Origin of the sequence: Planococcus salinus (assembly GCF_003719725.1) — a bacterium.
In the GTDB taxonomy this organism is placed as follows: domain Bacteria; phylum Bacillota; class Bacilli; order Bacillales_A; family Planococcaceae; genus Planococcus; species Planococcus salinus.
On the sequence record NZ_RIAX01000003.1, the window covers coordinates 29,526 to 53,770 of the forward strand.

23 protein-coding genes are annotated in these 24,245 nt (G+C 47.0%); 5 read left to right on the plus strand and 18 right to left on the minus strand.

Annotation, left to right across the window (positions count from 1 at the left end; translation table 11 throughout):
* Nucleotides 1-99 precede the first annotated feature (99 nt).
* The 7 genes from EEX84_RS04930 to EEX84_RS04960 all read right to left on the minus strand — a co-directional run bounded on the left by EEX84_RS04930 (nt 100) and on the right by EEX84_RS04960 (nt 9,946).
* Nucleotides 100-1,560, minus strand: a complete 1,461-nt coding sequence (locus EEX84_RS04930; RefSeq protein WP_240033918.1) for an N-acetylmuramoyl-L-alanine amidase — start codon at nt 1,558-1,560, stop codon at nt 100-102.
* Between the two features lie 199 nt (nt 1,561-1,759).
* Entirely contained in the window at nt 1,760-3,949 is a 2,190-nt protein-coding gene (locus tag EEX84_RS04935; protein ID WP_192892921.1) for a 5'-nucleotidase C-terminal domain-containing protein, read from the minus strand.
* Nucleotides 3,950-4,288: 339 nt separating this feature from the next.
* Nucleotides 4,289-5,701 (minus strand): alanine/glycine:cation symporter family protein, encoded by a 1,413-nt coding sequence (locus EEX84_RS04940; protein WP_192892922.1) that lies wholly within the window; start codon nt 5,699-5,701, stop codon nt 4,289-4,291.
* Between the two features lie 146 nt (nt 5,702-5,847).
* Nucleotides 5,848-6,891, minus strand: a complete 1,044-nt coding sequence (locus EEX84_RS04945; RefSeq protein ID WP_123164496.1) for a CAP and S-layer homology domain-containing protein — start codon at nt 6,889-6,891, stop codon at nt 5,848-5,850.
* Between the two features lie 168 nt (nt 6,892-7,059).
* Entirely contained in the window at nt 7,060-8,172 is a 1,113-nt protein-coding gene (locus tag EEX84_RS04950; protein ID WP_123164497.1) for a mandelate racemase/muconate lactonizing enzyme family protein, read from the minus strand.
* A gap of 47 nt (nt 8,173-8,219) precedes the next feature.
* On the minus strand, nt 8,220-9,680 hold the full coding sequence (gene panF, locus EEX84_RS04955; protein WP_123164498.1) for a sodium/pantothenate symporter: 1,461 nt from the start codon (nt 9,678-9,680) through the stop codon (nt 8,220-8,222).
* Nucleotides 9,677-9,946: a YhdT family protein gene (locus tag EEX84_RS04960; protein WP_123164499.1), complete on the minus strand. Its 270-nt coding sequence runs from the start codon at nt 9,944-9,946 to the stop codon at nt 9,677-9,679. The genes panF and EEX84_RS04960 overlap by 4 nt, the downstream gene beginning before the upstream one ends.
* 274 nt (nt 9,947-10,220) lie before the next feature.
* Between EEX84_RS04960 and EEX84_RS04965 the strand changes: the two genes are divergently transcribed.
* Nucleotides 10,221-11,156 carry a C40 family peptidase gene (locus EEX84_RS04965; RefSeq protein ID WP_123164500.1) on the plus strand — a complete coding sequence of 312 codons (936 nt, stop codon included), beginning with the start codon at nt 10,221-10,223 and terminating at the stop codon, nt 11,154-11,156.
* Nucleotides 11,157-11,289: 133 nt separating this feature from the next.
* Here the strand turns inward: EEX84_RS04965 and EEX84_RS04970 are convergent, their stop codons facing one another.
* From EEX84_RS04970 to EEX84_RS04995, 6 genes are all read right to left on the minus strand, one after another.
* A complete protein-coding gene (locus EEX84_RS04970; protein WP_123164501.1) occupies nt 11,290-12,588 on the minus strand; it encodes an efflux RND transporter periplasmic adaptor subunit in 1,299 nt (432 codons plus the stop codon).
* Entirely contained in the window at nt 12,581-13,360 is a 780-nt protein-coding gene (locus tag EEX84_RS04975; protein WP_240033929.1) for a hypothetical protein, read from the minus strand. Before EEX84_RS04975 ends, EEX84_RS04970 begins: the two co-directional genes overlap by 8 nt.
* Nucleotides 13,361-13,535: 175 nt before the next feature.
* Nucleotides 13,536-13,760 carry a DUF2187 family protein gene (locus tag EEX84_RS04980; protein WP_123164502.1) on the minus strand — a complete coding sequence of 75 codons (225 nt, stop codon included), beginning with the start codon at nt 13,758-13,760 and terminating at the stop codon, nt 13,536-13,538.
* Between the two features lie 211 nt (nt 13,761-13,971).
* Entirely contained in the window at nt 13,972-14,895 is a 924-nt protein-coding gene (locus EEX84_RS04985; RefSeq protein ID WP_123164503.1) for a S66 peptidase family protein, read from the minus strand.
* 594 nt (nt 14,896-15,489) lie between these two features.
* Nucleotides 15,490-15,963: a transcriptional regulator gene (locus EEX84_RS04990; RefSeq protein ID WP_123164504.1), complete on the minus strand. Its 474-nt coding sequence runs from the start codon at nt 15,961-15,963 to the stop codon at nt 15,490-15,492.
* Nucleotides 15,964-16,051: 88 nt separating this feature from the next.
* The gene (locus tag EEX84_RS04995; RefSeq protein WP_123164505.1) at nt 16,052-16,417 is read right to left on the minus strand and encodes a hypothetical protein; all 366 of its coding nucleotides are present in this window, start codon (nt 16,415-16,417) and stop codon (nt 16,052-16,054) included.
* Nucleotides 16,418-16,580: 163 nt separating this feature from the next.
* Between EEX84_RS04995 and EEX84_RS05000 the strand changes: the two genes are divergently transcribed.
* The 3 genes from EEX84_RS05000 (at nt 16,581) to EEX84_RS05010 (ending at nt 21,338) form a co-directional block, all read left to right on the plus strand.
* Nucleotides 16,581-17,012 (plus strand): helix-turn-helix domain-containing protein, encoded by a 432-nt coding sequence (locus tag EEX84_RS05000; protein WP_123164506.1) that lies wholly within the window; start codon nt 16,581-16,583, stop codon nt 17,010-17,012.
* Nucleotides 17,013-17,085: 73 nt separating this feature from the next.
* Complete coding sequence (locus EEX84_RS05005) at nt 17,086-18,618, plus strand: hypothetical protein (protein WP_123164507.1); 1,533 nt, start codon at nt 17,086-17,088, stop codon at nt 18,616-18,618.
* Complete coding sequence (locus EEX84_RS05010) at nt 18,615-21,338, plus strand: DEAD/DEAH box helicase (RefSeq protein ID WP_123164508.1); 2,724 nt, start codon at nt 18,615-18,617, stop codon at nt 21,336-21,338. The genes EEX84_RS05005 and EEX84_RS05010 overlap by 4 nt, the downstream gene beginning before the upstream one ends.
* A 51-nt stretch (nt 21,339-21,389) precedes the next feature.
* On the opposite strand, the gene EEX84_RS16575 is transcribed toward EEX84_RS05010, so the two are convergent.
* Both EEX84_RS16575 and EEX84_RS05015 read right to left on the minus strand, forming a co-directional pair.
* Complete coding sequence (locus tag EEX84_RS16575) at nt 21,390-21,533, minus strand: hypothetical protein (RefSeq protein WP_192892923.1); 144 nt, start codon at nt 21,531-21,533, stop codon at nt 21,390-21,392.
* A 24-nt stretch (nt 21,534-21,557) separates the two neighbouring features.
* On the minus strand, nt 21,558-21,968 hold the full coding sequence (locus tag EEX84_RS05015; RefSeq protein WP_123164509.1) for a single-stranded DNA-binding protein: 411 nt from the start codon (nt 21,966-21,968) through the stop codon (nt 21,558-21,560).
* Between the two features lie 291 nt (nt 21,969-22,259).
* Between EEX84_RS05015 and EEX84_RS05020 the strand changes: the two genes are divergently transcribed.
* Nucleotides 22,260-22,694: a YwpF family protein gene (locus tag EEX84_RS05020; protein ID WP_123164510.1), complete on the plus strand. Its 435-nt coding sequence runs from the start codon at nt 22,260-22,262 to the stop codon at nt 22,692-22,694.
* 177 nt (nt 22,695-22,871) lie between these two features.
* On the opposite strand, the gene EEX84_RS05025 is transcribed toward EEX84_RS05020, so the two are convergent.
* The 3 genes from EEX84_RS05025 to EEX84_RS05035 form a co-directional block, all read right to left on the minus strand.
* Nucleotides 22,872-23,252, minus strand: a complete 381-nt coding sequence (locus tag EEX84_RS05025; RefSeq protein ID WP_123164511.1) for a hypothetical protein — start codon at nt 23,250-23,252, stop codon at nt 22,872-22,874.
* Between the two features lie 111 nt (nt 23,253-23,363).
* Nucleotides 23,364-23,801: a 3-hydroxyacyl-ACP dehydratase FabZ gene (fabZ, locus tag EEX84_RS05030; RefSeq protein WP_123164512.1), complete on the minus strand. Its 438-nt coding sequence runs from the start codon at nt 23,799-23,801 to the stop codon at nt 23,364-23,366.
* A 49-nt stretch (nt 23,802-23,850) separates the two neighbouring features.
* The gene (locus tag EEX84_RS05035) at nt 23,851-24,117 is read right to left on the minus strand and encodes a DNA-directed RNA polymerase subunit beta (RefSeq protein WP_123164513.1); all 267 of its coding nucleotides are present in this window, start codon (nt 24,115-24,117) and stop codon (nt 23,851-23,853) included.
* Nucleotides 24,118-24,245: the final 128 nt, after the last annotated feature.

The window sequence follows — 24,245 nt, forward strand, 5'->3', positions numbered from 1 at the left end:
CCTGAAAATAGATACAAAATTAGCAAATTTTATCTTTCATTCCTGTTGCTTTCGATAGATAAAAAAGTCTCTGCCTGATTTCAGGCAGAGACTTTAGTTTTAATGAAGTTTTCTGCTCGGAGATGCATTGACGTCGTTATAGTACGGCAACACATCGGAGCGGCCTTCGTAATGATAGAAATAATCGAGCGTTGCAAGGAAAAGTGCTTTCCCCATGCGTTCGCGTTGAGATTCCAATTTGATGTATTGGATGTCAGTGGCGCTGTCGATAAAGCCCATTTCGATAAGAGCTGCCGGTACTGTATTATTACGCAATACCGCAAAGTTTCCGTAACCGAATGGGTTGACGCCACGGTTTCTCAAATTCCATGTTTCCTGCATGCGTGCCTGCAAATAGATTGCCAAGGCCCGCGATTGTTTCACGTTCGGATTGGTAGCTGCCGTTTTGGCATAGTAGAATGTTTCCTGTCCGTTAGCTGAACCGTTCAAGGCATTGGTGTGAAGGCTGACAAAGATGTCGCCGCCATTTCTGGAAGCAAATTTTGCGCGATCGCCCAATGTCACAAAGACATCGCTGTTGCGTGTCATTTTCGCTGTAATCGGTGTTTTATCAAAATATGATTTCATATGGCGTCCGACGTTCAATACGACGTTCTTTTCCTGGAAGCCGTTGCCGACACCGCCTGGGTCATGGGCGCCGTGACCCGGATCGATAATCACCGTTAAATCGCTCGCCCCTTTCGGAGGAGTGCTCGGTGCAACCGACCCGGGTTTGGATACGGAAAGGTAGGCCGTGCTCACATAGCCGATGACGCCGTTGACTTTAATATGCGACCAGCCGCCTGATGTTGAAGCGACTCCTACTGCTGTTCCATTTTTCAAACTGCTGATGGACGCGTGTGTTGTGCCGGGTCCTTTCCGCAGGTTCAATGTATCGGATCCTGTATTGACGTACATGGTGGTGCTGAAGGAAATCCCGTCTGTTTTGACGCGGAAATCAGGGTTGATGCTTCGTGCCATGAATACGGAAAAGTCCGCTCGGATAATTTTGGCATCTGCGCCAAAACTGCCATCCGGATAACCTTGGGCAATTCCTCTGTCCATCAGATTTCTGGCGGCTGAAGAAACCGAAGTTCCGCCGAAATTGAATGCTCTATTGATCAAGATGGCCATTTCGCCACGGTTCAATACTTTATTGGGACCAAACGTGCCATCCGGATAACCGGATATGATTCCTTTCTTGACCAGCTCTTCGATATAACCGGAAGCCATGTTGCCGCCTCCTACATCGGAAAAGCGTGTAGCTTTTCTGTCACCATTCACTCCCAGTGCTCTGCCCAGCATGGCGGCTGCTTCTGCGCGCGTCACTTGCTTTGATGGGACGAAATGGGTGCGGGAAACTCCGTTGGCAATGCCGCGGTCCACTAAATATGTAATTTCTGCGTTCGCCCGGTGTGTATCGCCTACATCTTTGAAATTTGAACTTGCATTCGCGTGGCTTAAAGGGACAAGTACTGATGCAATCAGCATCAGACACAGCATCAACATCCATTTTTTCACAATTCATTTCCTCCTAATATTTGTTTCTCTTTTCATACTTTAAACCAAATATTGTCGGAATTCTATGTACAATTTGCCCTAAATCACTTTATTTTCCATTTAACTTAGCCTCCTTGTCTAGGCAAAAAGAAACAGGAACTGCAATTCTAATTGAATCACAGTTCCTGTTTCTGTTAATTATTTTACGGCGGTTTGAAGTTTATTCGCCTTCAACCACGGTTTCTTCGTTGATATTTACAATGCGGCCTTCTGTTTCTGGGGTAATTTCACCCAAGCGCACCAATTCTTCCTGGAAGTTTTCCCAATCAGACAGACCCAGGTCTGTCACGCGGCCTTCCGCATAAGCATCCGCGAATACGTCATATCCGTCGCCGCCTTTTGCAGTGAAGGCATTCGTTGCGATGGTATACGTTTCAGCGTCTTCCAACTCAGTGAAAGTGCCGTCTTCCTCTTCATATGAAACCGATACTACGCGTTCTCCTGCCGGCTGAGAAGAATCAAAACGGACCTGCCCTCCGGATACATGAAGGAAACCGCCGTTTTCGTTCGGATAGTTGCCGACACTGATCTCAAATGCTTCTTTGATTTCTGCGCCTGTCAACTCCATTGTGGCGAGGGTATTGCCGAACGGCAAGACCGAGATGACTTCTCCGACTGTGATCGGGCCTTCGTCAATCGCTTCACGGATTCCACCGCCGTTTTGGAAAGCCATGATGGCATCCGGGCTGTATTCTCTTGCTTTGTTGAGCATGCCGTCCGTGATGATGTTGCCCAGAGGCGTTTCGTTTTTACGGACACTTGGTGCTGTCAAATCATCACCGGCACGGGGATTTTCAAGTGGTGCCAATGCCACCGCTCCTGTTTCGGCTTGTTGAACCGCTTCGACCTGTTCTTTATAAGGCGCTAAAATTTCCACAGCTTCCGGGTCTTCTGCCTGTTCACCGATTTCAATCAATCCGCCGTCGTAGCTGACGACCACACCGTTTTCGTCAAACCCTACATCCAATGTTCCCAGGCTGTTGCCGTATTCGCCAGCCTGAACAATCACTGTCGGCGCACTGTTGTCACCTGCTAAGTATGGTTCTTCCAAAGAAGTATGTGTATGGCCCCCGACAATAACATCGATGCCTTCAACTCCGGCTGCCAGTTCCAAGTCATTGTCAACGGCCGGATTGTCATTGTATCCGATATGCGTCAATGCCACTACTTTATCGACGCCCATGGCCGCAAACTCATCAACCATCCGCTGTGCTTCAGCGATGTAGTTATCCGAGAATGTGATCAAGCCCGGGCTCGAAATATCTTCTGTGTCTTTTGTCGTCAAACCAAAAATACCGACTTGCTCGCCGTTCACTTCTTTGACGATGCCTGTATAAATATTGCCGCCTTCCGGTTCTGAAGAAATCTGAGTCTGGAACAACCCTTCAAACAAGTCATCTGCCGAGAAATCCACATTTGACGAAACAAACGGGAAATTGGCAGCTGTTACGAAATCCCGTAACGCCTGATGCCCTTCCGGGGAAGAACCAAGGTCAAATTCATGGTTGCCGAAAGTCATCGCATCGAAATTCATCAGATTCATGAGTTTGATGTCCGCTTCTCCTTCGAATTCGTTGAAGTACAGTGTCCCAGAGAACACATCTCCGGCATGCAGCAGCAGCGAATCAGGGTTTTCAGTGCGGAAATCATTAATTGCCGTCACTTGTTTCGGCAGATTCTCTACACGCGCATGGGTATCGTTGGCATGCATGATGGACATTTCAAAAGACACTTCCGCAAAGAAATAATCTTTCGCGCGTTCGATGAACAAAGCCATTTCCCCGCGGGTTGTATTTTGGTATGCTCCAAAAGAAGTCTCTGTTTTGCCCTGCGTGATTCCGCTGTCGATCAAAGCATCCACATACGGTGCAAAGGCGGCGTTGACGTCTGAATATTTCGTGGTGGTGACAGTTTCATCGACCACCAGTCCTGCAGCATTGGCCAGGACTTTCGCGGTTTGGTTACGTGTCAAATAGCTGTTTGAGTCGAATTGTGTAGCAGACACTCCGTCGATGACCCCGGATTCCTTCAATGCGTCAACTGCCCACTTCGCATGTGACGGAACATCCGTAAAGCCGGAATCCTCGTATTCGCCATCCGGATCAAAACCCAATGTACGGGCAATCATAATCGCCGCGTCCTGGCGTTTGATGCTTTGGTGGGTGCCGTATTGCGTGTCTGACACACCATTGGTAATGCCGTTTTCAAGCAGGAATTGGACGGCTTCCTCGTATTTCTCGGTTACATCCGTAAAGACGAAATCGGCTGAGGCCGGTGAAACTGCTGCAGCAATGGCCGTAGCCGTGACTGCAGAGGCGATGAATTTTTTGTTCTTCAAGGGATTTGTCATAGTTCTTTCCTCCTCCAGAATAGTTACACGCTTGCCTCTTTACTTTACCAAAATCCTCCCTTGCCATCTATAGAATATACAAAATCTTTACACTAGGAGGAATATTTTCAGTGAATTTTATTATTGTAAAAAACATCCAAACTCAGGTGAGATCGGCTTTTTTCTATAAAAAGAAGCGTCTTTTTGGAGACCAATTCAGAATCTTTATCGGCTGACACCGAAAAAATTTTTTGCGGGCTGAAAATCGATTTTCATGAAACAAAAGTCCTGTGTTCTTCTTTTACAGAAGATGCTGGAAAATAAAAAACCCTTTTGCGCTTCGGCAAAAGGGTTTGGCTGTCAATCGTTTTTGTTGTCGTCCCAGCATTCGGTGTTTTTTAAGCCAGGAATGTCTTTTGCGAAGAATTCAGGATTCTTGCCTGCTTTTCGCTGCCTGATGTAATCGTCCAGCACTTTGAATGCGGTCTTGCCGAGTATTGCAATGACCACAAGGTTAATGACGGCCATGAGTCCCATGAACAAGTCGGCCATATTCCAAACCAGGCTGACCTGCGCCAAAGCGCCGAACATCACCATGATGAGAACTCCGATGCGGTATGCTGTGAGCCAGCCACTGTGGGCATTGATGAACTCGATATTCGTTTCACCGTAATAATAATTTCCGATGATGGAACTGAATGCGAAAAACAAAATGGCTGCTGCCAGGAAATACGGTGCCCAGTCGCCAAGATGGATGTTGAGTGAAGCCTGTGTCAGTAAAATGCCTTCTTGTTCAGATGTATCGTAGATGCCTGCGAGAATGATGACGAATGCTGTCGCAGAACAAATGATGATCGTATCAAAAAATACGCCCAGGCTCTGGACAAGCCCCTGCTTCGCAGGATGCGAAACGTTGGCTGACGCTGCGGCGTTCGGAACAGATCCCATACCGGCTTCGTTCGAGAACAAACCGCGGCGTACACCCTGCATAATCGCTGCCCCGATGGCACCTCCCGCCGCTTCTTCCAAACCGAAAGCACTCTGGATGATCAGTGAGAACACGGCTGGGATTTCCGTAACGTTCATAATGACGATAAAAATCGCTATAATGATGTAAATCGTCGCCATCACCGGCACCAGCACTTGTGTAACGCTGGCAATCCGTTTGACTCCACCGAAGATGACCAGCGCCGCCAATACCACGAGACCCAAACCGATGGACCAGTCGGGAATATTGAAGACGTCTTCAAACGATTGAGCAATCGTATTCGATTGAACCGAGTTGAAGATAAAACCGAAAGCCAGTGTCAGCAGGATGGCAAAAACGATGCCGAGCTTGCGTTGGCCAAGCGCTTTTTCCATATAATAAGCAGGCCCTCCGCGAAATTGTTCTCCGTCTCTCACTTTATACACTTGCGCCAGCGTACTTTCGATGAACGCGGTCGCCATTCCGATGAGCGCCACGATCCACATCCAAAATACAGCGCCGGGTCCACCAATGGCAATGGCCAATGCCACCCCCGTGATATTTCCTGTCCCGACACGGGAAGCGGTTGAAATAGTGAACGCCTGGAAGGCAGAGACTCCCCGCTCTCCATCTTTTTTCTCTGAAATCACACGGAACATTTCACCAAATAAACGAACCTGTACAAATTTCGTGCGTATGGTGAAGTAAACACCAAGACCGAGCAGCAAAGCGATTAGTATGTATGTCCATAATAAGTTGTTTCCTTCATCGACGATCCACGTCAATCCATCCAGAATTGTATCCATAATCTTGCCCCTTCCCCCATTATTTAACGATAACTCGTAAATTATACCCTCTTTCCGTTTGCAGAAACGTCATTGATGAAAATTCTATTTTTTCCAAAAAGAAGAAAGCTGTGTGCCAAAGCACCACCAGCTTTCTTTCGGGTTACTCACCTGATGGAAAACATATGCACCCAGTATGGAAAACCGTCCTGGTCTTCTGCGTATCCTACTCCAATATGAGTGTAGGAAGCCCGAAGAATATTTTCCCGATGTCCCTGTGAATCCATCCAGGCGGCGACCGTTTCTCCCGGGCTTTTGTAGCCGCCGGCAATGTTTTCACCGACCTGATTGGTCGGATACCCCAATGCGACAGCCATTTCCCAAGGCTCCCCATAGGTAGGGGATGTATGCTCAAAATAATCATTTTCCGCCATGTCCTCTGCTTTGAGCTGAGCGATTCTTGTCAGCTCCGGATCTTCTTCCAATGCGGTCAGATTGGCGTTTGCCCGTTCCTGGTTGACAAGCGGAATGGTTTCGTGAGCAACTGAGCCGGTTGAATTGACCCCTTGGTAGAGCTGCTGTGTTGCGTCGTAGCTGATGGTCCCTTCTTCGACTGCACGCTCGAATTGCAGCGCCCGGTCAATGAAAGCAGCGAGCTGGCCACGTGTCACATTGACGCCGTATCTGAAAGTGGTGGGCGTATAGCCTTCTGAAATGCCGACTTCCGCCAAAGTGATGATGTAATCGTGTGCCCAGAGCGTTGACGGCACATCTCTGAAAGCCAATTGATGATTCGAGTCGACGACAATATCAAATCCTTCGACAATAATCTTTGCCATTTGGGAGCGTGGCAGCGGCTGTCCGGGATTGAACTTCCCTGTGTTTGAAAAGACCCCCTGCTCCGTCAAAGCTGCAACGGCCGGATAGGCGTAGTAATCGGGGTCTATATCCTGAAAATCCGGCTGGAAAGTGGTGGCTGTATCCACTTCCAGTGCCCGCGCCAAAATGACGGCGGCCTGTGCTCTTGTAACTTCCCGGTCCGGTCTGAAAAAGCCGGTCGAGTAGCCATTTACGATTTCGGCTGCGGACAACGAATGGATGGATTCATAAGCCCAATGCTTGCTGGATACATCGGGGAAATGATCGGCGTATGCAGTGGCAGGAACAGCAAGCAGCAATGCGGCAAGAGCTGCAACGAAGGTTTTTTTCATATTGACAAGGCTCCTTTCGGATTCTATTCCATTTTCATGATTAAGGGAGACGAAAAAATTGGTGGCATTTTATTTCCCGGGAAATAACTTCCTTCCCTGTATTTATACTATATACCCAAACTCCCAGAGAATTATCAGACTTACTGAAAAAGTAGGGGTTTTATTCGTTTAACAGACTGTGCTTTCCTGGATTGTCAGTTTTCGCAGCAGCGTTTCGTCCACGTCAATTCCCAGCCCGGCTTTCCCCGACAGTTCCACCACCGGCAACCGGTAATGGAGATTGCCGATTTCCTGTGAAAACAAAAGCGGCCCTGTCAGCTCAGCACTTTGGATATTGCGGCGTGACATGACGGCGTGATAACCGGCTGCTGAACCGACAGATGATTCCACCATCGAACCGATCTGCGCAATAATTCCAGCGCTTTCGGCAGTTTTGGCCATATGGACCGCCGGAAAAATACCACCGCTTTTCATCAGTTTAATGTTTACGTAATCAGCAGCTTCCAGACGGATGATCTCCAGCAGGTCTTCCATGGTCTGGATGCTTTCATCAGCCATGATGGGTGTGGCAACTTTTTTGCGGATTTCTGCAAGTCCCCGGATGTTTCCCATGGCAATCGGCTGCTCGACCCACGTCAGGCGGGTATCGGCCAATTGATTGATGACCTGGACTGCATGGCCGGCTGTTTTCCATCCCTGGTTGACGTCGACACGGATTGGCACGGCGTTCCCCACTGCTTTTCGAACGGTGTAAATGCGTTCGATATCAAGACTGGAATCATCGAGCCCCACTTTCAGCTTCAAACTCTCAAACCCTTTCGCGACAGCATCCTTTGCTTTTTCCGCCATGGTCTCCGGCTCTTCGATACTCAGCACTTTCGGGTAGTGAAGCGTTTGATGTGCCTGCCCGCCCAGCAGGTTGTATACCGGCTGTCCTGCCGCTTTGCCCATTAAATCGTAACAGGCGATATCGACAGCGGCTTTTGCAGCGGGATTATTCGCGAGAGCTTCGTTCATCAAATAATGGATGTGTTCAATATTAAAAGGGTTTTGGCCGATAACAGTCGGAATCAGCACCGTTTTCAGTAGTTCAAATGTGCCGTTCACCTGCTCCCCTGTTACATGTTCATCAGGCACCGCTTCCCCGTAGCCGATCAATCCGGTATCGGTTTCAAGCTTCAAAATGATGGCGGGCATCGACGGGTACGTCGCGTAAGAGATGATGAACGGTTCTTTTAGCGGAAACTCCACTGCGTAAATCGTTGCTTTTGTAATTTTCATAGTACATAACCCCTTTCAATCGCGCGAGTGCCTGGCACGCACACAATTTATTTCGCAAAATCTTCGTTGAAATCGTATGCTTTCCGTCCGATCAACAAGCTGCCCACTACAAAAGCCAGAAGCGACAGCAGAACAGGGAAAGTCACGGTGTGGACACCAAACAGTTCCCCATTGGCCAGATTGTAAAAATGCAGCGCGATATAACTGACAATCCCGGTCACCATCGATGCAATGGCTCCGAATTTATTGCCCCACTTCCAGTAAAGACCGAGGACGACCGGCCAGATAAAGGCCGCTTCCAGTCCACCAAAAGCGAATAAATTCAGGAAAATCAGCAGATCCGGCGGGTTCAGGGCCATGAGAAACACAATGACACCGAGTGTTCCGGTGACACCGACCGACATCCGTTTGATGGTTTTCAAAGATGCGTCGGGTTTGATGTAACTGGAATAGACGTCACGGACAATTGATGAACTGACAATCAACAGCAGCGAATCGACCGTCGACATGATGGCCGCCATCGGAGCCGCCAACACAATTCCCGCCACCCATGGAGGCAGCACTTCAAGTGCGATGAGCGGAATGACTGTGTCACCGACTGTAATATCCGGCAATATTGGACGGGCGAACACACCGATCAAGTGCATGTTCAGCATGATGACACCGGTGACCAGCGTACCGATGATCAAGGCTCTGTGCATTGACTGTGAATTTTTATAAGACATGGCACGGACGGCAATCTGTGGCAGGCCGACAACACCGACGCCGACCAGAATCCAGAAAGATGAGACGTAGGCTGCACTCAAGTTGCCTTCCGCCCCGTAAGGCGTGACCAGATTCGGGTTTTCATTGATCAAATCCGAGACGATATTCGGAATGCCGCCTCCTGTAATCACGACAGCAATGAGCAGGACCAGCGTACCGACGAGCATCACCGCTCCCTGCACGGCATCTGTCAACGCAACCGCACGGAAACCGCCGATGGTGACATAAACCAATACACTGACCGCAAACAAAAACAATGCCGAATTATACGACAGGCCGGTCAGTGATTCAATCAGGCGCGCGCCGCCGATCCATTGGGCAGCCATCGCTGAAAACAAAAAAATGATGATACTGAGCGCCGACAAGATGGCCACTGCCGAACTTCTGTAGCGCACTTTCAGAAAATCGATCATCGTTACTGCGTTGTAGCGACGCGCCATGATGGCAAACTTTTTCCCCAGGATCATCAGCACAAAATACCCTGTGACCACTTGCGTCATCGCCAACAGCACCCAGCCAAAGCCCATGGTATACGCCGTTCCCGGTCCCCCCAGGAAACTGGAGGCACTGCCATAGGTGGCGACCATCGTCATGGCCAGCACAAAGCCGCCGAGCTCGCGGCCGCCAAGGAAATAATCGTTGATGAAGTTGGAAGATGACGAGAGCTTGCGGCTCGACCAATAACCGATTCCAAAAATGATCAATAAGAACAAAATCATCGGAATCAAAACAGAATAATTCATTTCCGGTCTTCCTCCTCTTCAAACGGCACTTCCACAAAGAAAATTTTCACCGTGACGATGACCAATGCCGCAATCAGCACAAAGCCCACGACGCAGCTGTAAAAAAACCAATCCGGCAAACCAAAGATGTAACTGTAGTCCTCTACAGGGCGAGAGCCCATTCCATAGGCAAAACCAAACCACCAGATAAAGTTGAAAACGGCCAGCCCTACGCCGATCCATGCTTCCCGATGTGCAACTTTAAATCGCCAATCCGTCTCATTCATCTTTTCCACTCCTTTGCATAGCCCTTTGTTGATACCTTGTTTTTCTATCTACTTAACATATCATTTATTGTCCCTGGTTTTTAGCGGGAACGCATTTTTTCTGTACTTTTTCTGCGAAAAGATAATTATTATTTTTTATGTAAATATATTACTTCAACAAGAATCTTTCTCCTTAATATATTTTTATCAAATTAAACCCTTAGTCCTAAATTTATATTGACTGAAAATTCTTTATACTATATATTTATTGTATCTTGAATACGGAGGTCGAAGAATGAAACGAATTTTGCTGGCAGGTGCCATGGGATTGTTTTTATTTTCCACAGCGGCAGACGTCTCTGCAGCGTCGTCTACGCATACAGTACAGAAAGGGGATACGTTGTATCGCATTGCCCAAACTTACAAAGTCAGTATCAGTGAACTGAAACAATGGAATTCGTTGAAAAGCGATTCCATCTACATCAACCAAAGTTTAAAGACATCTGCAGGCAGTAAAACAACTGGTAAGCCGACTCCCCCTGCAGCCGCGAAAGCTTCCAAGACTGTTTTACCTGCCCAGACCGTAACTTCGAATTCCACCATTTACCGTGTCCAAAAAGGAGACTCTCTTTACGGTATTTCAAAAAAATTCAATGTTACGGTTCCTGAATTGACAGCCTGGAACCAGTTAAAGACAACCACGATCTACGTCAATCAATCATTAAAAATTAACAAAGTTTCGTCAGAAGCGGCGACTATTCCGGTACAGGCTGCGGCAACAGTCAAGCAGCCGGTTCCTGCCGCTGCCCCCCTTGCGAATAATGCAGCACCGGTTTCAAAAGCAGCTGCCTCGCGTTATGACAGCGTCATCGACAGCGCACATGCTGTAGTCGGCACACCTTATTTATTTGGCGGTGTCTCTTCTGCCGGTTTTGATTGCAGTGGATTTATTTATTACGCCTATTCACAGGCAGGCATTTCGATTTACCGCAACAGCAGCGCCGGCTACTACAGCCAGTCATCCAGTGTCACAAACCCCGTTGCCGGCGACTTGGTCTTCTTTAAAGATACATACAAACCGGGCATTTCCCATATGGGCATTGTTGTCGGCAATAATTCTTTTATCCATGCCGGCAGTAAAGGCGTGGAAATTACACGGCTGGATTCCCCTTACTGGCAGCAGCGATTTGCCGGTTTCAGACGATTGAACACCGTCAGCATCGAAAATTAGAATTTCTTTCAAAACGCCATCCCGTATGGCGTTTTTTTACGTCTTATGCACACGCTCAAGCGACAGCAAAATAATTTTCCATGAAAAAACCCGAAAGCTGCTGCTTCCGGGAAATATATCAATCTGGTCCGTGTTATCTGGCTAACAGGTACTCGACGTAATGGCGCCAATTGGTGCTTTTCGCGAGGATGAAATCAGGCTGGTCATCCGGGAACGGCATGAAGACAGCCGGCAATGAATTGAAGTCGCGCAAGTTCTCTTCTTTCAATACAATGGTTCCAGGCTCTACACCATCTGCCAGAATCGCTTTGCCGCCTGCATTGAACTCGACGGAAACCGGCATGTCTGTTGCATATCCTTCCATTGACAAAATATGGACCACTCCGTTGTCTTCGTCATTGTCATAGATCCACGGCTGCGGCAAAGCCACAGCGTCCTCTACTTCATTGGTGACGATATTGGCATTGGCGGTTCCGCCATACGGCAGCTGATCCAGCAGTGGTTCATCTGTCGCAAATTGCACTTCATAAAACGCTATCGGATTTTTTTGATTGTGCGGTTCAAGTTCCTGGTACGCCGTCAGCCACTTCGACTGCTCGGCAGGCACCTGATCCACTTTCATGACCGTTGCCGGCAATGCCTGTTCAAGACCAGGAGCATGTGCCAGGACACGGTCCCCAATTTCAATGTCGGGCCACTCGTTCTCTGACAAATAGCTTGTAAACACTTTTTCATGCGAATAAATTTCCACATTCATCGGTTCGGAGTCGCCGTTGACTTTTGCGACTACCCCTGCAACCGGACTGATCAAGGCGGGATTGGATGTGGTTTGTGCAAGCTGCGCTTCCACTACTGCCAATTTCGACTCGACTGCGGCCAACTGCTGTTCCGCCTGTGCAATCCCGGCAGCAAACGAACCGTCCTGCGGCACTTCGACACCCAGCGTTACATTGACATCCAGTTCGACTGTATCCCCGTCCTCATTGGTTGTTGTGGAACGGTCTGAAGCTCTTTCGGTTGTCGATGACCGTTGGGAACGGCGCGCAGATTTCAAATCACTCAATACGCTGCGGATTTCTGCCAGTTCATCTTCCAGCGCGTCCCGCTCGGATTCCCAGACGGCCCGCTGTTCTTCTGATTCCGCTTCGTTCAGTAAAGCCAATTCGGCTCCAGCTTCAACAATATCACCTTCTGAAACCAGCCATTGTTCAATGGCATCTGATTGCTGCACATAAATCTGCGTCGAACCCAGCGGCGTCGTAATCGCTTCTTTTTGCAACTCTTCGGTATAAGTGGAGGCAAAAGCCTGCTCGTATTCACTGACGTACACCGTTTTGGTCAACACGCTTTTTTCCCCGTACATCAAGATGGCATTGGCTGCCAAAAACGAAGTGATGGCAATGGACAAGCCAATAAAAAAGAATTTATTCAACCCCAGCGCCTCCTCTCGTAAAGTCATTCAGCATGTCGTCCAGCGGCACAAAATCGAGTGAGGCCACTAGCAGAGCTGCTGCAATATGGAGGAGAATCAGCACGAACAAAATCACTTTCGGTGAAATCTTGGTAAAACTGCGGACATAGCGATATTGTATGGCGATGATCAACGCAGTAAAAATTGTCAATTGGTTAAAGAAATAAGTTAAAAACGGCATATCCAAAAACGTCGCGGCAAGTGGTCCGAACGAAAAGATCGATACAGAAAGTGTTACACCCGGTACAGCGAACAGCAAAAAGATCAACGCTTTTTCAATGACCAGCAAGCTGAGCACATAGGTCTGCATTACAAGCGCAGCACGCCACGGCATCTTGGCGATTTTATGGAATAAAAAAGCCACGGCGTATGAGTGGAAGGCCAGATAAACCCCTGCCCACAGCAGCGTTCCAGCGAGTGAAGTCCAGCGGGCCAATGTATAAACGTCCGTCATTCCACTGGAAAGATACGGAGTCAACGAAGCCGTGTTCATCCCCCAGATTTCGCGCAGCGCGAAAACCAGCAAGCCCAGTACCAGAATCCATACGAGCCGTCGATTAAAGTTTCTCATTTCAGAGTTGTGCAAGTTATGTATTAGTTCTCCCTGATTGGCAAAATAACGCCAAAATTTAAAATCAAATATCATGCGGCTTGTTCCTTTCACTGCAATTGGTGGTTCTGCATACTTTACTTTAACAAAAACAAAAGAAATTGGGAACGCATTCGCTGCCACATTTTTCAATATTTCCTTCTTTGAGTCTAAAGGTATAGAAAATATTCACATGTCCATCGTTGCATCTATACAAAGGTGCCGGGAAAGCAAGGCAGTTCTGAAAACCTTCAGCAGCCGGCTAGGATCGTTGCTCTTTTCGGCAGTAAAAAAGCCCCCGCCTGCGCGGGAGCGTTTCTTAGTTAACAACTTTGTATTTCTTATGTGAGACGACGGTCATGTTTGATGCCGCACCAATTTCTTTCGCGTCTTCCGGTGAAATTTCAACAATCACCGAATTGTCCATGATTTTGAAGATTGTTCCGTGGACTTCCACGTCGTTACGAGTGAAAGAAATCCATTCACCAATTCTCCGTGCTGCAACAAATTCCGATACTTCTTTTTCATGCGGTTGAAATGCCATAGTTATCCACGCCTCTCTTTTTACCCCGCTCCGCTGATTGCGCGGGAGTTCCACTGTCTGTAAAAATACGAACGGTAAACTCAATAACAAGGGAAAGCCCCTCGTTCTTTGCTTTCCTAACGAAAGCTATCACTCATTATAGCACAAATTGGATGACATTTCATTATTCTGCTCCGAATAAAACCGTATTTCTGTTAACATTCCGCTTGTGTCATTCTACCCCCGGCAAAACGGTTAATGTTTTGTCGCCTGCATCAAGCCGTGCTTTGACACCGAGTGGCAGGGAGAAATGCGGCTCGCAATGCCCAATTTTAAAGCCTTTCACTACCGGAATCGGCAGCTGGCCGAAATAATGATCGAAAACTTGCGCCAGGCTTAAGGATTCATCCGGGTCCTTGGGCTCCGCCCCTTTGAAATCACCAATGATGATGCCTGCAGCTTCTTCGAATTTACGGGCCATCCTTAACTGATTGAGGGTACGGTCCACATCCGCCGGTTCTTTTCCGATATCTTCAATCAGCAGCAATTTTCCTTTGACGTCCAAATCAAATTTTGTCCCGAGCCCATTTTGAATGATTGTCAGGTTGCCACCGACCAGATCCCCTTCTGCTGTACCGGGACGGATAGCGGTCAAAGGCGAGACTTCCTCGGAATAATGCAATTCAAAGGGACTGAACAATTGGCCGAACATCCGCGCGCTTCTTTCATGAAATTCCTCTTTGCCGATGTCAGATGCCAGCATAGGACCATGGAAAGTCACCAGGTTGGCATATTCCCCTATGGTATTATGCAAAAACGTGATGTCTGAGTATCCCCAAAACACTTTCGGATTTTCCTGGATCATGGCGTAATCGATGCGGTCCGCATACCGGGCGGCCCCCACTCCGCCTCCCGCACAGAAAACGCCCGAAATTTCCGGGTCTTCGAACATCGCATGAAGATCTGCCAGCCGCTCGTCGTCCTCTCCTGCAAGGTAACCATACTTTGCATGGACGGACTTCCCCATCCTCACTTGTAAACCCAGCTCTTCAAAAAACGGCAGCGCTTTTTTCAGGTTTTCCTGATCCGGTGGGCTGGAAGGAGCGATGACTCCAATCACATCCCCTTTTTTCAATCGTTTCGGTCTGATTCGCAAAATAGTCATCTCCTTTGTTTGGTGTGTAGATGGATACCCCACTTGGTTTGTATTCTCCGGAATCACCGGTCAGTTTTTTCCCAAATGGAATTGTTCCTCTAATGTATCAATATGGAAGTGTTTATACAATACAACCAACCTTTCCCTTCGCCTTTATACCAGAGAATTTGACTCTACGGATTAATTGATAAAATAATTCGAATTTTTAGTCTTATTTATTCATGCTTCTTTTTCAATCGTCCAGTAAACTGAAACAACGTACTGGCATTTTCTTTTACTCTCAACAGCCAGGAACAACTTCTCGGTCACAGCACACAGAAAAGGAGCGGATGGCGATGAATTTCGAAAAACTATTGGAGTACGGATGGGAAGATTTTGCACTAGGGGTAGGTGGAGCAGCTTTTTTACTGATGTTCCTTCATTCCATCATCTCACTGTAAAGCAAACGTTCAGTAATATAAAATTGGTTCCCACTGGCCCTTGTTCCTCTCTTTGAGGAAAGGGCTTTTTTCTGCAAGCCGTTTTTTGGGCATACAAAAACGCCTGCTCTTTGATCTTTTTCAAGCAGGCGTTTATCCATAGGATCCAGTCACGTCAGAAACCTCCAGTTTGTTGTTGTTCTAGTAAATGCTGTTGTTCCAATAACTCATGGAACATCGCTTCGTTTCTTTCCGACAAAGCATAGTCAATCATCCGGTCAATGTTTTCTTTTTCCAGAAATTGAATGGCATCAATGGCATCCGCTCTCGATTGTTCGTGCACTTCCAGCAATTCCGTTTTTTCTTCCTGCAGGATAGCCTGCAAATGCATGTGAATATCGGAAACCAGCAAGAGCTGATAAAGCGGCAGTCGAATAAAACGGTTGCCTTTTTGGAATACAAACACTTCCGACAGGTTCTCCACCTGGAATGTGTTGGTATTGATTACAATTTCTTTGCCTTCGACTGGGATGAAGTGAAACAGTTCATTGTCTTTCAGAATCGAGAAGTATTGATAGGCGAAAACAAATTTAATCAGATGGCCTTCCCTTTTCGTATAAAAAGGCTTCAACAGCTTAACCTGTAGCATGTCACTCCCCCCTCTATAATAATTTGACTATTCTGATTACATTAATCATATCATATTTCCCTCATTTCGGGTACAAAAAAGCACAAGGTTATTTCCTTGTGCTTTTGCGCTGTGAATATTTTGGTGAAACGAGAAAATGCATTTGGTTCGGATTGATGCGTATAAACATTTTGGACAAGACAAGATCCAGAAATTCTTTAAATCCGTCTGCATCACTTTCTCCTTTATAGAAGGTCACCCGGTTATCTGTGAAATCGATTTCCACTGACTTTATCCGCTTATCCAACAGAAAGCTATTGTGAAACATAAAGCTGTTGTCTGCAGAAGAAACGGACCAGTTCACTTTGTGATGCTCTTTTTCATCCGTTGTTAAAAAAATCTTCCACCTTGCCACATCTTCCTGACTTAGAACCTCGTGTAAATCAGGAATTTCCAAAACGTATGAACCTGTCAAATTCGCTCCCCTATTCATTTGTATTTTTTACGCAGATTAAACCAAGAAGTTACCATTTATATTACATAACTTTGGCGTCCAATCTCTTAAAATGCCAAATTGGCATTTTTAACCGACTCTCTTTCTTTTTTTCGTACAGTGAAAAGAAGGGACGGTGATTCAAATGAAATTCCATGAACGATTGAAAAGTTATCGTTCAAATATGAATGTACGGCAAAAAGAAGTAGCGAAACGGTTAAACGTCGACCCTTCTCTCATTTCCCGCTACGAAAATGGAGTGCGTGCCATCGAGGTTGACCGGCTCCCGGAGATTCAACTGGCTTACAGCATCCCCGATAAGATTTTTTACGAAATGCTGACGCAGGCTGATCCGAAAAAAACCCGCCTGCAGCCTGAACAGACAAAAGAGCTGCAGTCCCTTTACAATGATGCCCTCTATTCTTCAAACAAAGAACTTCTCGACTCCGAACACTTCCGTTACTTTTTTGTCACCCTCTCCAGCTTGCCGGAACAGGAACGCAACAAGTTTATCAAGAAAATGACAAGAGAACTCGAACAGCTCAAAACCGAATATCCAGTGGAAGACCACCATTAACTTTCCTTCAACGTTTACGGACCTGCTTGAAACCCGTATAATAGAAGGAAAGTTTTATTTTGGGGCGATGCATATGGCTACGGTTCAATCCCTGGCAGAACGGTTCAATGATACCATCTACAATTATATGGCTGCTATCGACAAATCCCTTCATCCTTCACGTGAGATGGACGAAGAAATGGTTCGAAAAGCAGTCTTTTTAGTGCGCCATGACGGTGTCCAGGTATTGTCTTTCAATGAAGAAAGATTGTTGCTGGAAGCCATCGTCAAAGACGCACATACAGTGAAAGTCATACTCAATTTTGACCAAACCACCGGCATTTGTGCCTGCCCGCAGGAAACGATGTGCCGCCATCGGTTAGCCGTCATTTTTGCGCTTTATCAAAAAATCGGCTCGTTGTCCGAATGGGTCGCCGAGTGGCGTGCCCAAACCAACGACCAATCGGCCCTGCTTTCCAAAAAGCGGTCTCCCGAACAGTGGACCCGGCTGATTCAAGGTGTATGGAAAGATCCGATTCCGGAATACACGACACGGAACTATTTTTATTTTGAGCAAATGTATGAGGGACGGTTAAAAAACGCATTGTCCTATGTACCGCTTGAAAGAGAGTGGAAAGTGATTTATCGCACATATGCCCACTTTATTTCGCTCATGGAAGTGTGGGATACATTTATAAACGGGACGAAAGAAGTTCATCATTCCTTTTTCAAAACCTGGTTCGAAGAGGAGCTGCACGACATCCGCGACTTGCTCGACCAGCTGCGCGTCCAGCACCGGACATTCGAGTCGGACGCTTTTTTCGATCATCTGAAAACGTTGGTCCATTCCTTTATGACAGTGAAAGATGATTCTTTTTCACAGCGGTTCTCTCTGTACCGCCTTTTCTGGCTGCAACTGTTTACATCGGATAAATTGCGCATGGAAGAAGCGAAGCTGTTTTCGAAATCAGAACTTCGACTGGAAGCTTTTTTCGGCATCTTATTGAAAAAGCAACTGCAGATTCGGAAGATTTCACCGCATGAGACACCGGATTGGGTGGAGCTCGCTGTTCTTGCAGAAAGTGAACAGCACGACCAGGCATTGACGGCTATCCTGAGGGCAATCAAGCCGTACATCAGGTCGTTTTTGTTTGAAGGCCTTTATACACAATACCGCCATCAATACGTTCATGTGCTGAGCCGGCTGTTTTCACAAATCCAATTGAGCGAAGAAGATTGGGAAGACCTTTTTAAACAGTTTGGCCACTATGGATTGCCTGCCTATTCCACTTACCTGATTGAAAAAGGATTATATAAACAATGGGCGGAACTCCATCATCTCCATAATTCGCCACTGTATTTCGCAGAGGAATGCGGCTTGAAAGAAGTGCAGACGGCTGCACCCGACTATGTCTTGCCTTTGTACCATCGCTATGCGATCGGCCATCTCGAAGAACGCAACCGGTCGAACTATAAACAGGCTGTCCGCGTATGGAAAAAGATGAAAGCCGCCTGTAAAAAAAGCGGCCAGATGGAGTTCTGGAAATCCTATATGAACGAAATCCAAACACAAAACAAGCGCCTTCGCGCACTCCAAGAAGAGATCGAGAAAGGAAGCCTTGTATGAATCAGTTCCAAACAGAAGGAAGCCGCATCTATTACTTGAAAATTCAACGAAGCGAAGGATTCCGTATCCAGGCAACCAACGAAGCAGGCAACCGCATCCCTCCTGATGTATGGAAACCTTATCTCTTTTTCCTTGATAAAGAGAGTTTTTTCGGTCTGACTTCAAAAACGGATGGATTGGACCTGGTGCTGACACCGGCCGATTTTGTCCGTTTGTTTCAACGTGAACCTCACCATTACGTGACATTCAAAGGGCACCGCTCTGAAGATGAGCGCTGGCTGAACCTCGCCGGCAAAATAGCAAATTCTTTGGGAGATCCCGCTCTATGGGACCATGTGAAGGTTGAGGGCGAACAGATTTCCATTGACAGCGGATACGGAGAGGAAGAAATCCGCGAGTTCCTGAGCGACACCATCCAGCATCAATTGCGTCAAAAAGGCTTAACGGCCGCCCAGTTGCCGTTTATCCAGCATTTTGTGCAGACCACCGGTTGGAATCCCTTCCCGTCATCGGAAGAATTCGTGATGGCCGTGCAATTAAGTGAACCCGATTCCGATTCTTTCTGGACATTCAAAGTGGTGCTTCGTTCCAAACGCGGAACCGTTTACTGGTCTCCGTCAAAACGGCGCAGCGATGAACCCTTCGATAAAGTGCTGCCTGAAAAATGGCGCAGCCATCATAAAGAAATCAAAGAAAAACAAGCGCTCTTGCTCAGTCTCTGCCCTTCTGTCGATTTCTATCCCGAAGACCGGTTGTATTATGCCGAATGGACCGATGCACAAGTGCTGGGGTTTTTGCGCAATGACGCTGAAATTCTTCAGGCCTTCGGTGTGGAAGTTTCGATTCCATCCTGGCTGAAAGCGGTCCAGGAATCGAAAGTACGCGTCAAAGCCAACATCCATTCACCGGTCAAGAAAGCCTCCGTTGTCGGACTGGATCAGATTGTCCGGTTTGATTGGCAGTTTTCATTGAATGGCCATGAACTGACGATGCAGGATTTCCAGCAGCTGGTCGACAACAACAAGGAATTTATCCGCATCGGCAATGAATGGGTCCGTGTCGATTCCAATCTGCTGATGCAATTACGGAAGATGATTGAAGAAGCTGATGACGCTGACTGGACCATCAAAGACATGCTGTTCCAAAACGTCCCTGAAATCATGCAGGAAGAAATAGCTGATGATGAAGACCCGCTTATTGAATTCCATTTGAACAAGTCTTTGAAAAATTTGCTGGATAAGCTTCTGGATAAACGAGACCTTCCCGAAACGCCGATTCCCGCAAACTTGCATACTGAACTCCGCCCGTATCAAAAAACAGGCTTCGATTATCTGGTATTCATGCGGGAGGAAGGCTTTGGACTGTGCCTGGCGGATGATATGGGCCTCGGCAAGACGGTGCAGCTGATCGCGTATCTCCTGCATGTCCATGGGCAGCAGTCCGGACAGCCGTCGCTGATCGTCTGCCCGACATCCGTGCTGGGGAATTGGCAAAAAGAGCTTGAACGCTTTGCGCCGGATCTGAAAGTGGTCACTCATTATGGACCGGCCCGGCCAAAGGGAGACAGGTTTACTGCTTACCTGGAGGAACAGCGGCCAGATGTGGTTCTTACCACTTACGGCATTGCTTCGTCGGACGCTGCAGAGGTTCAGCAGCTCCACTGGACCAGCATCACGCTTGATGAAGCGCAGAATATCAAGAACATGTACACGAAACAATCACGCACCATCCGAAAATTCAAAGGAGATCACCATATTGCATTAACCGGGACACCGATCGAAAACCGGCTTTCTGAATTATGGTCGATTTTTGATTTTATCAATAAAGGTTATTTATACCGGATCAAAAAGTTCCAGGAAACATTCATGATCCCAATCGAACGCGATGATTCGGAGGAACAAAAGGAAAAATTGCGCCAGCGCATTCAGCCTTTCCTGCTCCGCCGGACGAAAAAGGATCCTGAACTGCGGCTGAACTTACCGGAAAAACAAGAGCAATTGGAATATTGCCCGCTGACTCCTGAACAGGCAGCGCTGTACGAAGGCCTTGTCCAGGACACGGTGGAGAAAATGGAGACGCTCACAGGATTCGAGAAAAAAGGCCTCGTCTTGAAGATGTTAAGCAAGCTGAAGCAACTATGTAATCATCCGGCACTGTATTTGAAAGAGCCTTATACATCTGCTGAAGAAATACTGCCGAGATCTCAAAAACTGGAACGCATCGTGACTCTGGCAGGGGAAATTGCCGAGCGCGGGGAGCAATGCCTGATTTTCACACAATATATTGGGATGGGTCATCTCCTGCAGCAGGCACTCAACGAACTGTACGGACACGAAGTCCCTTTCCTGACAGGCAACATGCCGAAGCAGCAACGCGACTCACTGGTCGCTTCTTTCCAATCAGGGAAGTTCCCGATTTTCATTTTGTCGCTGAAGGCAGGAGGAACCGGGCTTAACTTAACAGCGGCCACTCATGTACTTCATGCCGATCGCTGGTGGAACCCGGCAGTCGAGAACCAGGCAACGGACCGTGCATACCGGATCGGCCAGACCCAGTTTGTGCATGTGCATAAATTCGTGACCATTGGCACGATTGAGGAAAAAATTGACTCGCTGCTGACGCAAAAACAATCGATGTCCGATCAGTTTATCCAATCCAGCCAGTGGATGACCGAACTGTCCGACACCGAATTAAAGGAATTATTCACGTATTCGACTTAAAATATCCGGTCAGGCCCCCACCTGACCGGATCCCCTTTTAGACGAAAGCTGTTACTGTTTTTCGGCGGAACGGAAAATCTCTTTTAATTCACTTAGCTCCCGCTCCGCCTCTGTCAATCGCCTATGCAGCAATGCGGTTAGTTTGATCAATTGCTCCATATGGACTTCCAATTGCAGTTGCACGTCTTTGGACATGGCTAAGTGCCTCCCTATCATTTGTTACGTAGTTACTTTTTCCGTCTCCGGCGGCTGGAAGTCAAAGTCTTCTTCAGACTGTGGCGCCTGCTGCTGAGAGGCGGTTTCTTCTTTTTGCTTCCGATTGTCGAGAAAACGGACCTGGTCTCCTACCACTTCCGTAACATAGACACGCGTACCATCTTCTTTGTCGTAATGTCTTGTTTGCAGCCTGCCGGTGACAGCCACCAATGAGCCTTTGACACAGTATTTTGATATGTTGAGCGCAGACCTGCCCCAGGTTGAACAAAGAACAAAATCGCTCTCCACTACTCCTTTCTGGTTTTTGTAGTTGCGGGAGACTGCCACAATGAATGAAGTATGTACTCTTCCTTCACTCAGCATTCGACTTGTCGGATCTTTCGTCAAGCGGCCCACTATTCCGACTTGGTTCATCTTTTCACCTCCTCCTGAATATCTACAGCATACTAAAAGGGGAGAATGGCTGGCAAAACCCGAAATATTGGTTTTGCCGGTGATTCAGCTCCTGATAAATGATTTTTGGGAGTGAGGAAAAATAATTTCAAGGACGGAGAATCAGTCCGGACCTGAACATCCGTTTTTTTCAGGCTCATAGAAAAATCAGATTTCGCATCTTCCCAATAAATTTTCAGCTTTATGCCAGTCGTGAGAAAAATTGAACATATGCTATACTAGAAACAAAATCTTCGCTTGGAGGGATTGGTTATGAAGACCTTTAAAATGATTTCCCTCGGTATCGTCGACGGGGAAAATCTGATCGATTACCCGATGGTTGATGGCATCATCATCAATCAGGAAAACAGTCGGCGCTCCTGGGTGCTCGAGATGCTGATTGACTTAGAATACAAGGAAATATTCGATAAAATGAAAGAGTCGGGAGAAATTTACGATGTCAAAGTGGTTATTTCTTATCCAGGCAACGAACCGGCAACCTTCCAAGTCGTCATTTATGGAGTAAAAATCATCGGTGACCACATTTCTGTCCTGATGAAAGGTACTTTGAAACGCGCGCGCCGAAAATACGCCGAAACCTTGTTATCCGAACTGCTGGAGGATGGTCTGGAAGGTGATGAACTTTTGGAGCGTTTTGAAACAGACATGAGGAAACGGCCTGTTTTGAGAAAAGACGAAGCGGAATAACGGAAAGACGGGACTTTTCCCTTGTTAATCGTCTGAGAAAAAGCAGTTGCTTTTGCGCAACTGCTTTTTTTCGACGTTTTTTTGGTTTATTAGCGATGATGGTAAATTATTTGCGTTCAGCATAGCTGGACAAAAAACAGCCCCGTCGACAAAGTCGACGGGGCTGTTTTCCGTTTCTTATTTCAATTCGTGCAACTTATTTTCGATATAAGCGGCTTCCGCTTTACAGGAATAATCAAAATGAGTATTCAAGCGTTCCTGCATGATTTCGATACGGGCAATCTGATCTTCTGATGGTGGCTCTGACAAGATTTTTTCAATCGTCTGGTTCATCTTATTCGCCACTTCTTCATGAAAGGCCGGATCTTTCTTCACTTCTTCCGGAACTTTCTCATACCAGGAAGCACCTGTTTCGATGTATTGTTTCCATTTCCCTATAAAATCTTCCAGCCTGAAGCGGTTTTCATTCCATTCGATATCCGCCATATACGTTTCGAACATTTTCGATATGGATCGTGTAATGCTGCTTTTAACGCCTGTCGGCAAAGTTTTGTACATAATGGCCTCCTGTTTATCCGTAAGGATAGAATGCCTTACTCTTACTATCCCTCTTCTATGTAGTGCACAGTAAATTTTACAGCAACCTGATTCCCTGAGGCAATGAGCCTTTTAACCGTTTGTCACCGGTCCCAAAGCAAACAATATGTCACATTCACACGCCAATTCTCCATCCACAGTGGCAATCGCGTGACCTTTCCCCATAGAACCGCGCAGTCTTGTCAGTTCCACTTCCAACTTCAATTGATCTCCTGGCACCACCTGCCGTTTAAACCGGCAATTGTCGATGCCCGTGAAAAATGCGAGACGGCCCTTATTGGCATCCATCTGCAGCACAGCCGCTGCTCCCACTTGAGCCAATGCTTCGACAATCAACACTCCCGGCATAACTGGATAGCCCGGAAAATGGCCGTTGAAAAAATCTTCGTTCGCTGTGACATTTTTAATCCCGACCGCTTTTTTCCCGGCTTCAATTTCCACAATCCGGTCCACCATCAGAAATGGATAGCGATGAGGCAAAATTGCTTGGATTTGTTCTATTGTTAACATACTCTTCAGCTCCTTTATCGCAGTAAGTAAATGAAATATGAGCGGGACATCACTTATTCCCGCTCATAATATCTATAATATGCTGCCAGGTTTCCCATTTAAGCGCATCAGCCGGGCTGCCATCTCCGATTACACCATACCCGATCATAACGCCCAGGATGATGGCTAACACAAGCAAAGCGGCCACAATAAGGATCCGAAGCCAAATCGGGAACAACCGAATTTGCACCCACCATGTCTCTTTTGACTCTTTTTTTGCAGAAGGTTCTTGTTTTGCCCCTTTTTGAAAAGGTGCTCTCTTTTTCAAATCAGCCATTCTTTTGTCAACCTTTCCATTGATGCATGCCACTGGGAGAGCCTGAGAACTTTATCTCAAGACCCGGCATCAAAATCAATTGAACTTGTCTTTTCACTCTTATCATTATACTAAAAAAAGACATAAAG

Excerpts from the sequence above, each read along its gene's own strand:
- EEX84_RS04935 (WP_192892921.1), bottom strand. The coding sequence starts at position 3,949 with ATGACAAATCCCTTGAAGAACAAAAAATTCATCGCCTCTGCAGTCACG.
- EEX84_RS04940 (WP_192892922.1), bottom strand. The coding sequence starts at position 5,701 with ATGGATACAATTCTGGATGGATTGACGTGGATCGTCGATGAAGGAAAC.
- EEX84_RS04945 (WP_123164496.1), bottom strand. The coding sequence starts at position 6,891 with ATGAAAAAAACCTTCGTTGCAGCTCTTGCCGCATTGCTGCTTGCTGTT.
- EEX84_RS04950 (WP_123164497.1), bottom strand. The coding sequence starts at position 8,172 with ATGAAAATTACAAAAGCAACGATTTACGCAGTGGAGTTTCCGCTAAAA.
- panF (WP_123164498.1), bottom strand. The coding sequence starts at position 9,680 with ATGAATTATTCTGTTTTGATTCCGATGATTTTGTTCTTATTGATCATT.
- EEX84_RS04960 (WP_123164499.1), bottom strand. The coding sequence starts at position 9,946 with ATGAATGAGACGGATTGGCGATTTAAAGTTGCACATCGGGAAGCATGG.
- EEX84_RS04965 (WP_123164500.1), top strand. The coding sequence starts at position 10,221 with ATGAAACGAATTTTGCTGGCAGGTGCCATGGGATTGTTTTTATTTTCC.
- EEX84_RS04980 (WP_123164502.1), bottom strand. The coding sequence starts at position 13,760 with ATGGCATTTCAACCGCATGAAAAAGAAGTATCGGAATTTGTTGCAGCA.
- EEX84_RS04990 (WP_123164504.1), bottom strand. The coding sequence starts at position 15,963 with ATGCTACAGGTTAAGCTGTTGAAGCCTTTTTATACGAAAAGGGAAGGC.
- EEX84_RS05000 (WP_123164506.1), top strand. The coding sequence starts at position 16,581 with ATGAAATTCCATGAACGATTGAAAAGTTATCGTTCAAATATGAATGTA.
- EEX84_RS05005 (WP_123164507.1), top strand. The coding sequence starts at position 17,086 with ATGGCTACGGTTCAATCCCTGGCAGAACGGTTCAATGATACCATCTAC.
- EEX84_RS05010 (WP_123164508.1), top strand. The coding sequence starts at position 18,615 with ATGAATCAGTTCCAAACAGAAGGAAGCCGCATCTATTACTTGAAAATT.
- EEX84_RS16575 (WP_192892923.1), bottom strand. The coding sequence starts at position 21,533 with ATGTCCAAAGACGTGCAACTGCAATTGGAAGTCCATATGGAGCAATTG.
- EEX84_RS05015 (WP_123164509.1), bottom strand. The coding sequence starts at position 21,968 with ATGAACCAAGTCGGAATAGTGGGCCGCTTGACGAAAGATCCGACAAGT.
- EEX84_RS05020 (WP_123164510.1), top strand. The coding sequence starts at position 22,260 with ATGAAGACCTTTAAAATGATTTCCCTCGGTATCGTCGACGGGGAAAAT.
- EEX84_RS05025 (WP_123164511.1), bottom strand. The coding sequence starts at position 23,252 with ATGTACAAAACTTTGCCGACAGGCGTTAAAAGCAGCATTACACGATCC.
- fabZ (WP_123164512.1), bottom strand. The coding sequence starts at position 23,801 with ATGTTAACAATAGAACAAATCCAAGCAATTTTGCCTCATCGCTATCCA.
- EEX84_RS05035 (WP_123164513.1), bottom strand. The coding sequence starts at position 24,117 with ATGGCTGATTTGAAAAAGAGAGCACCTTTTCAAAAAGGGGCAAAACAA.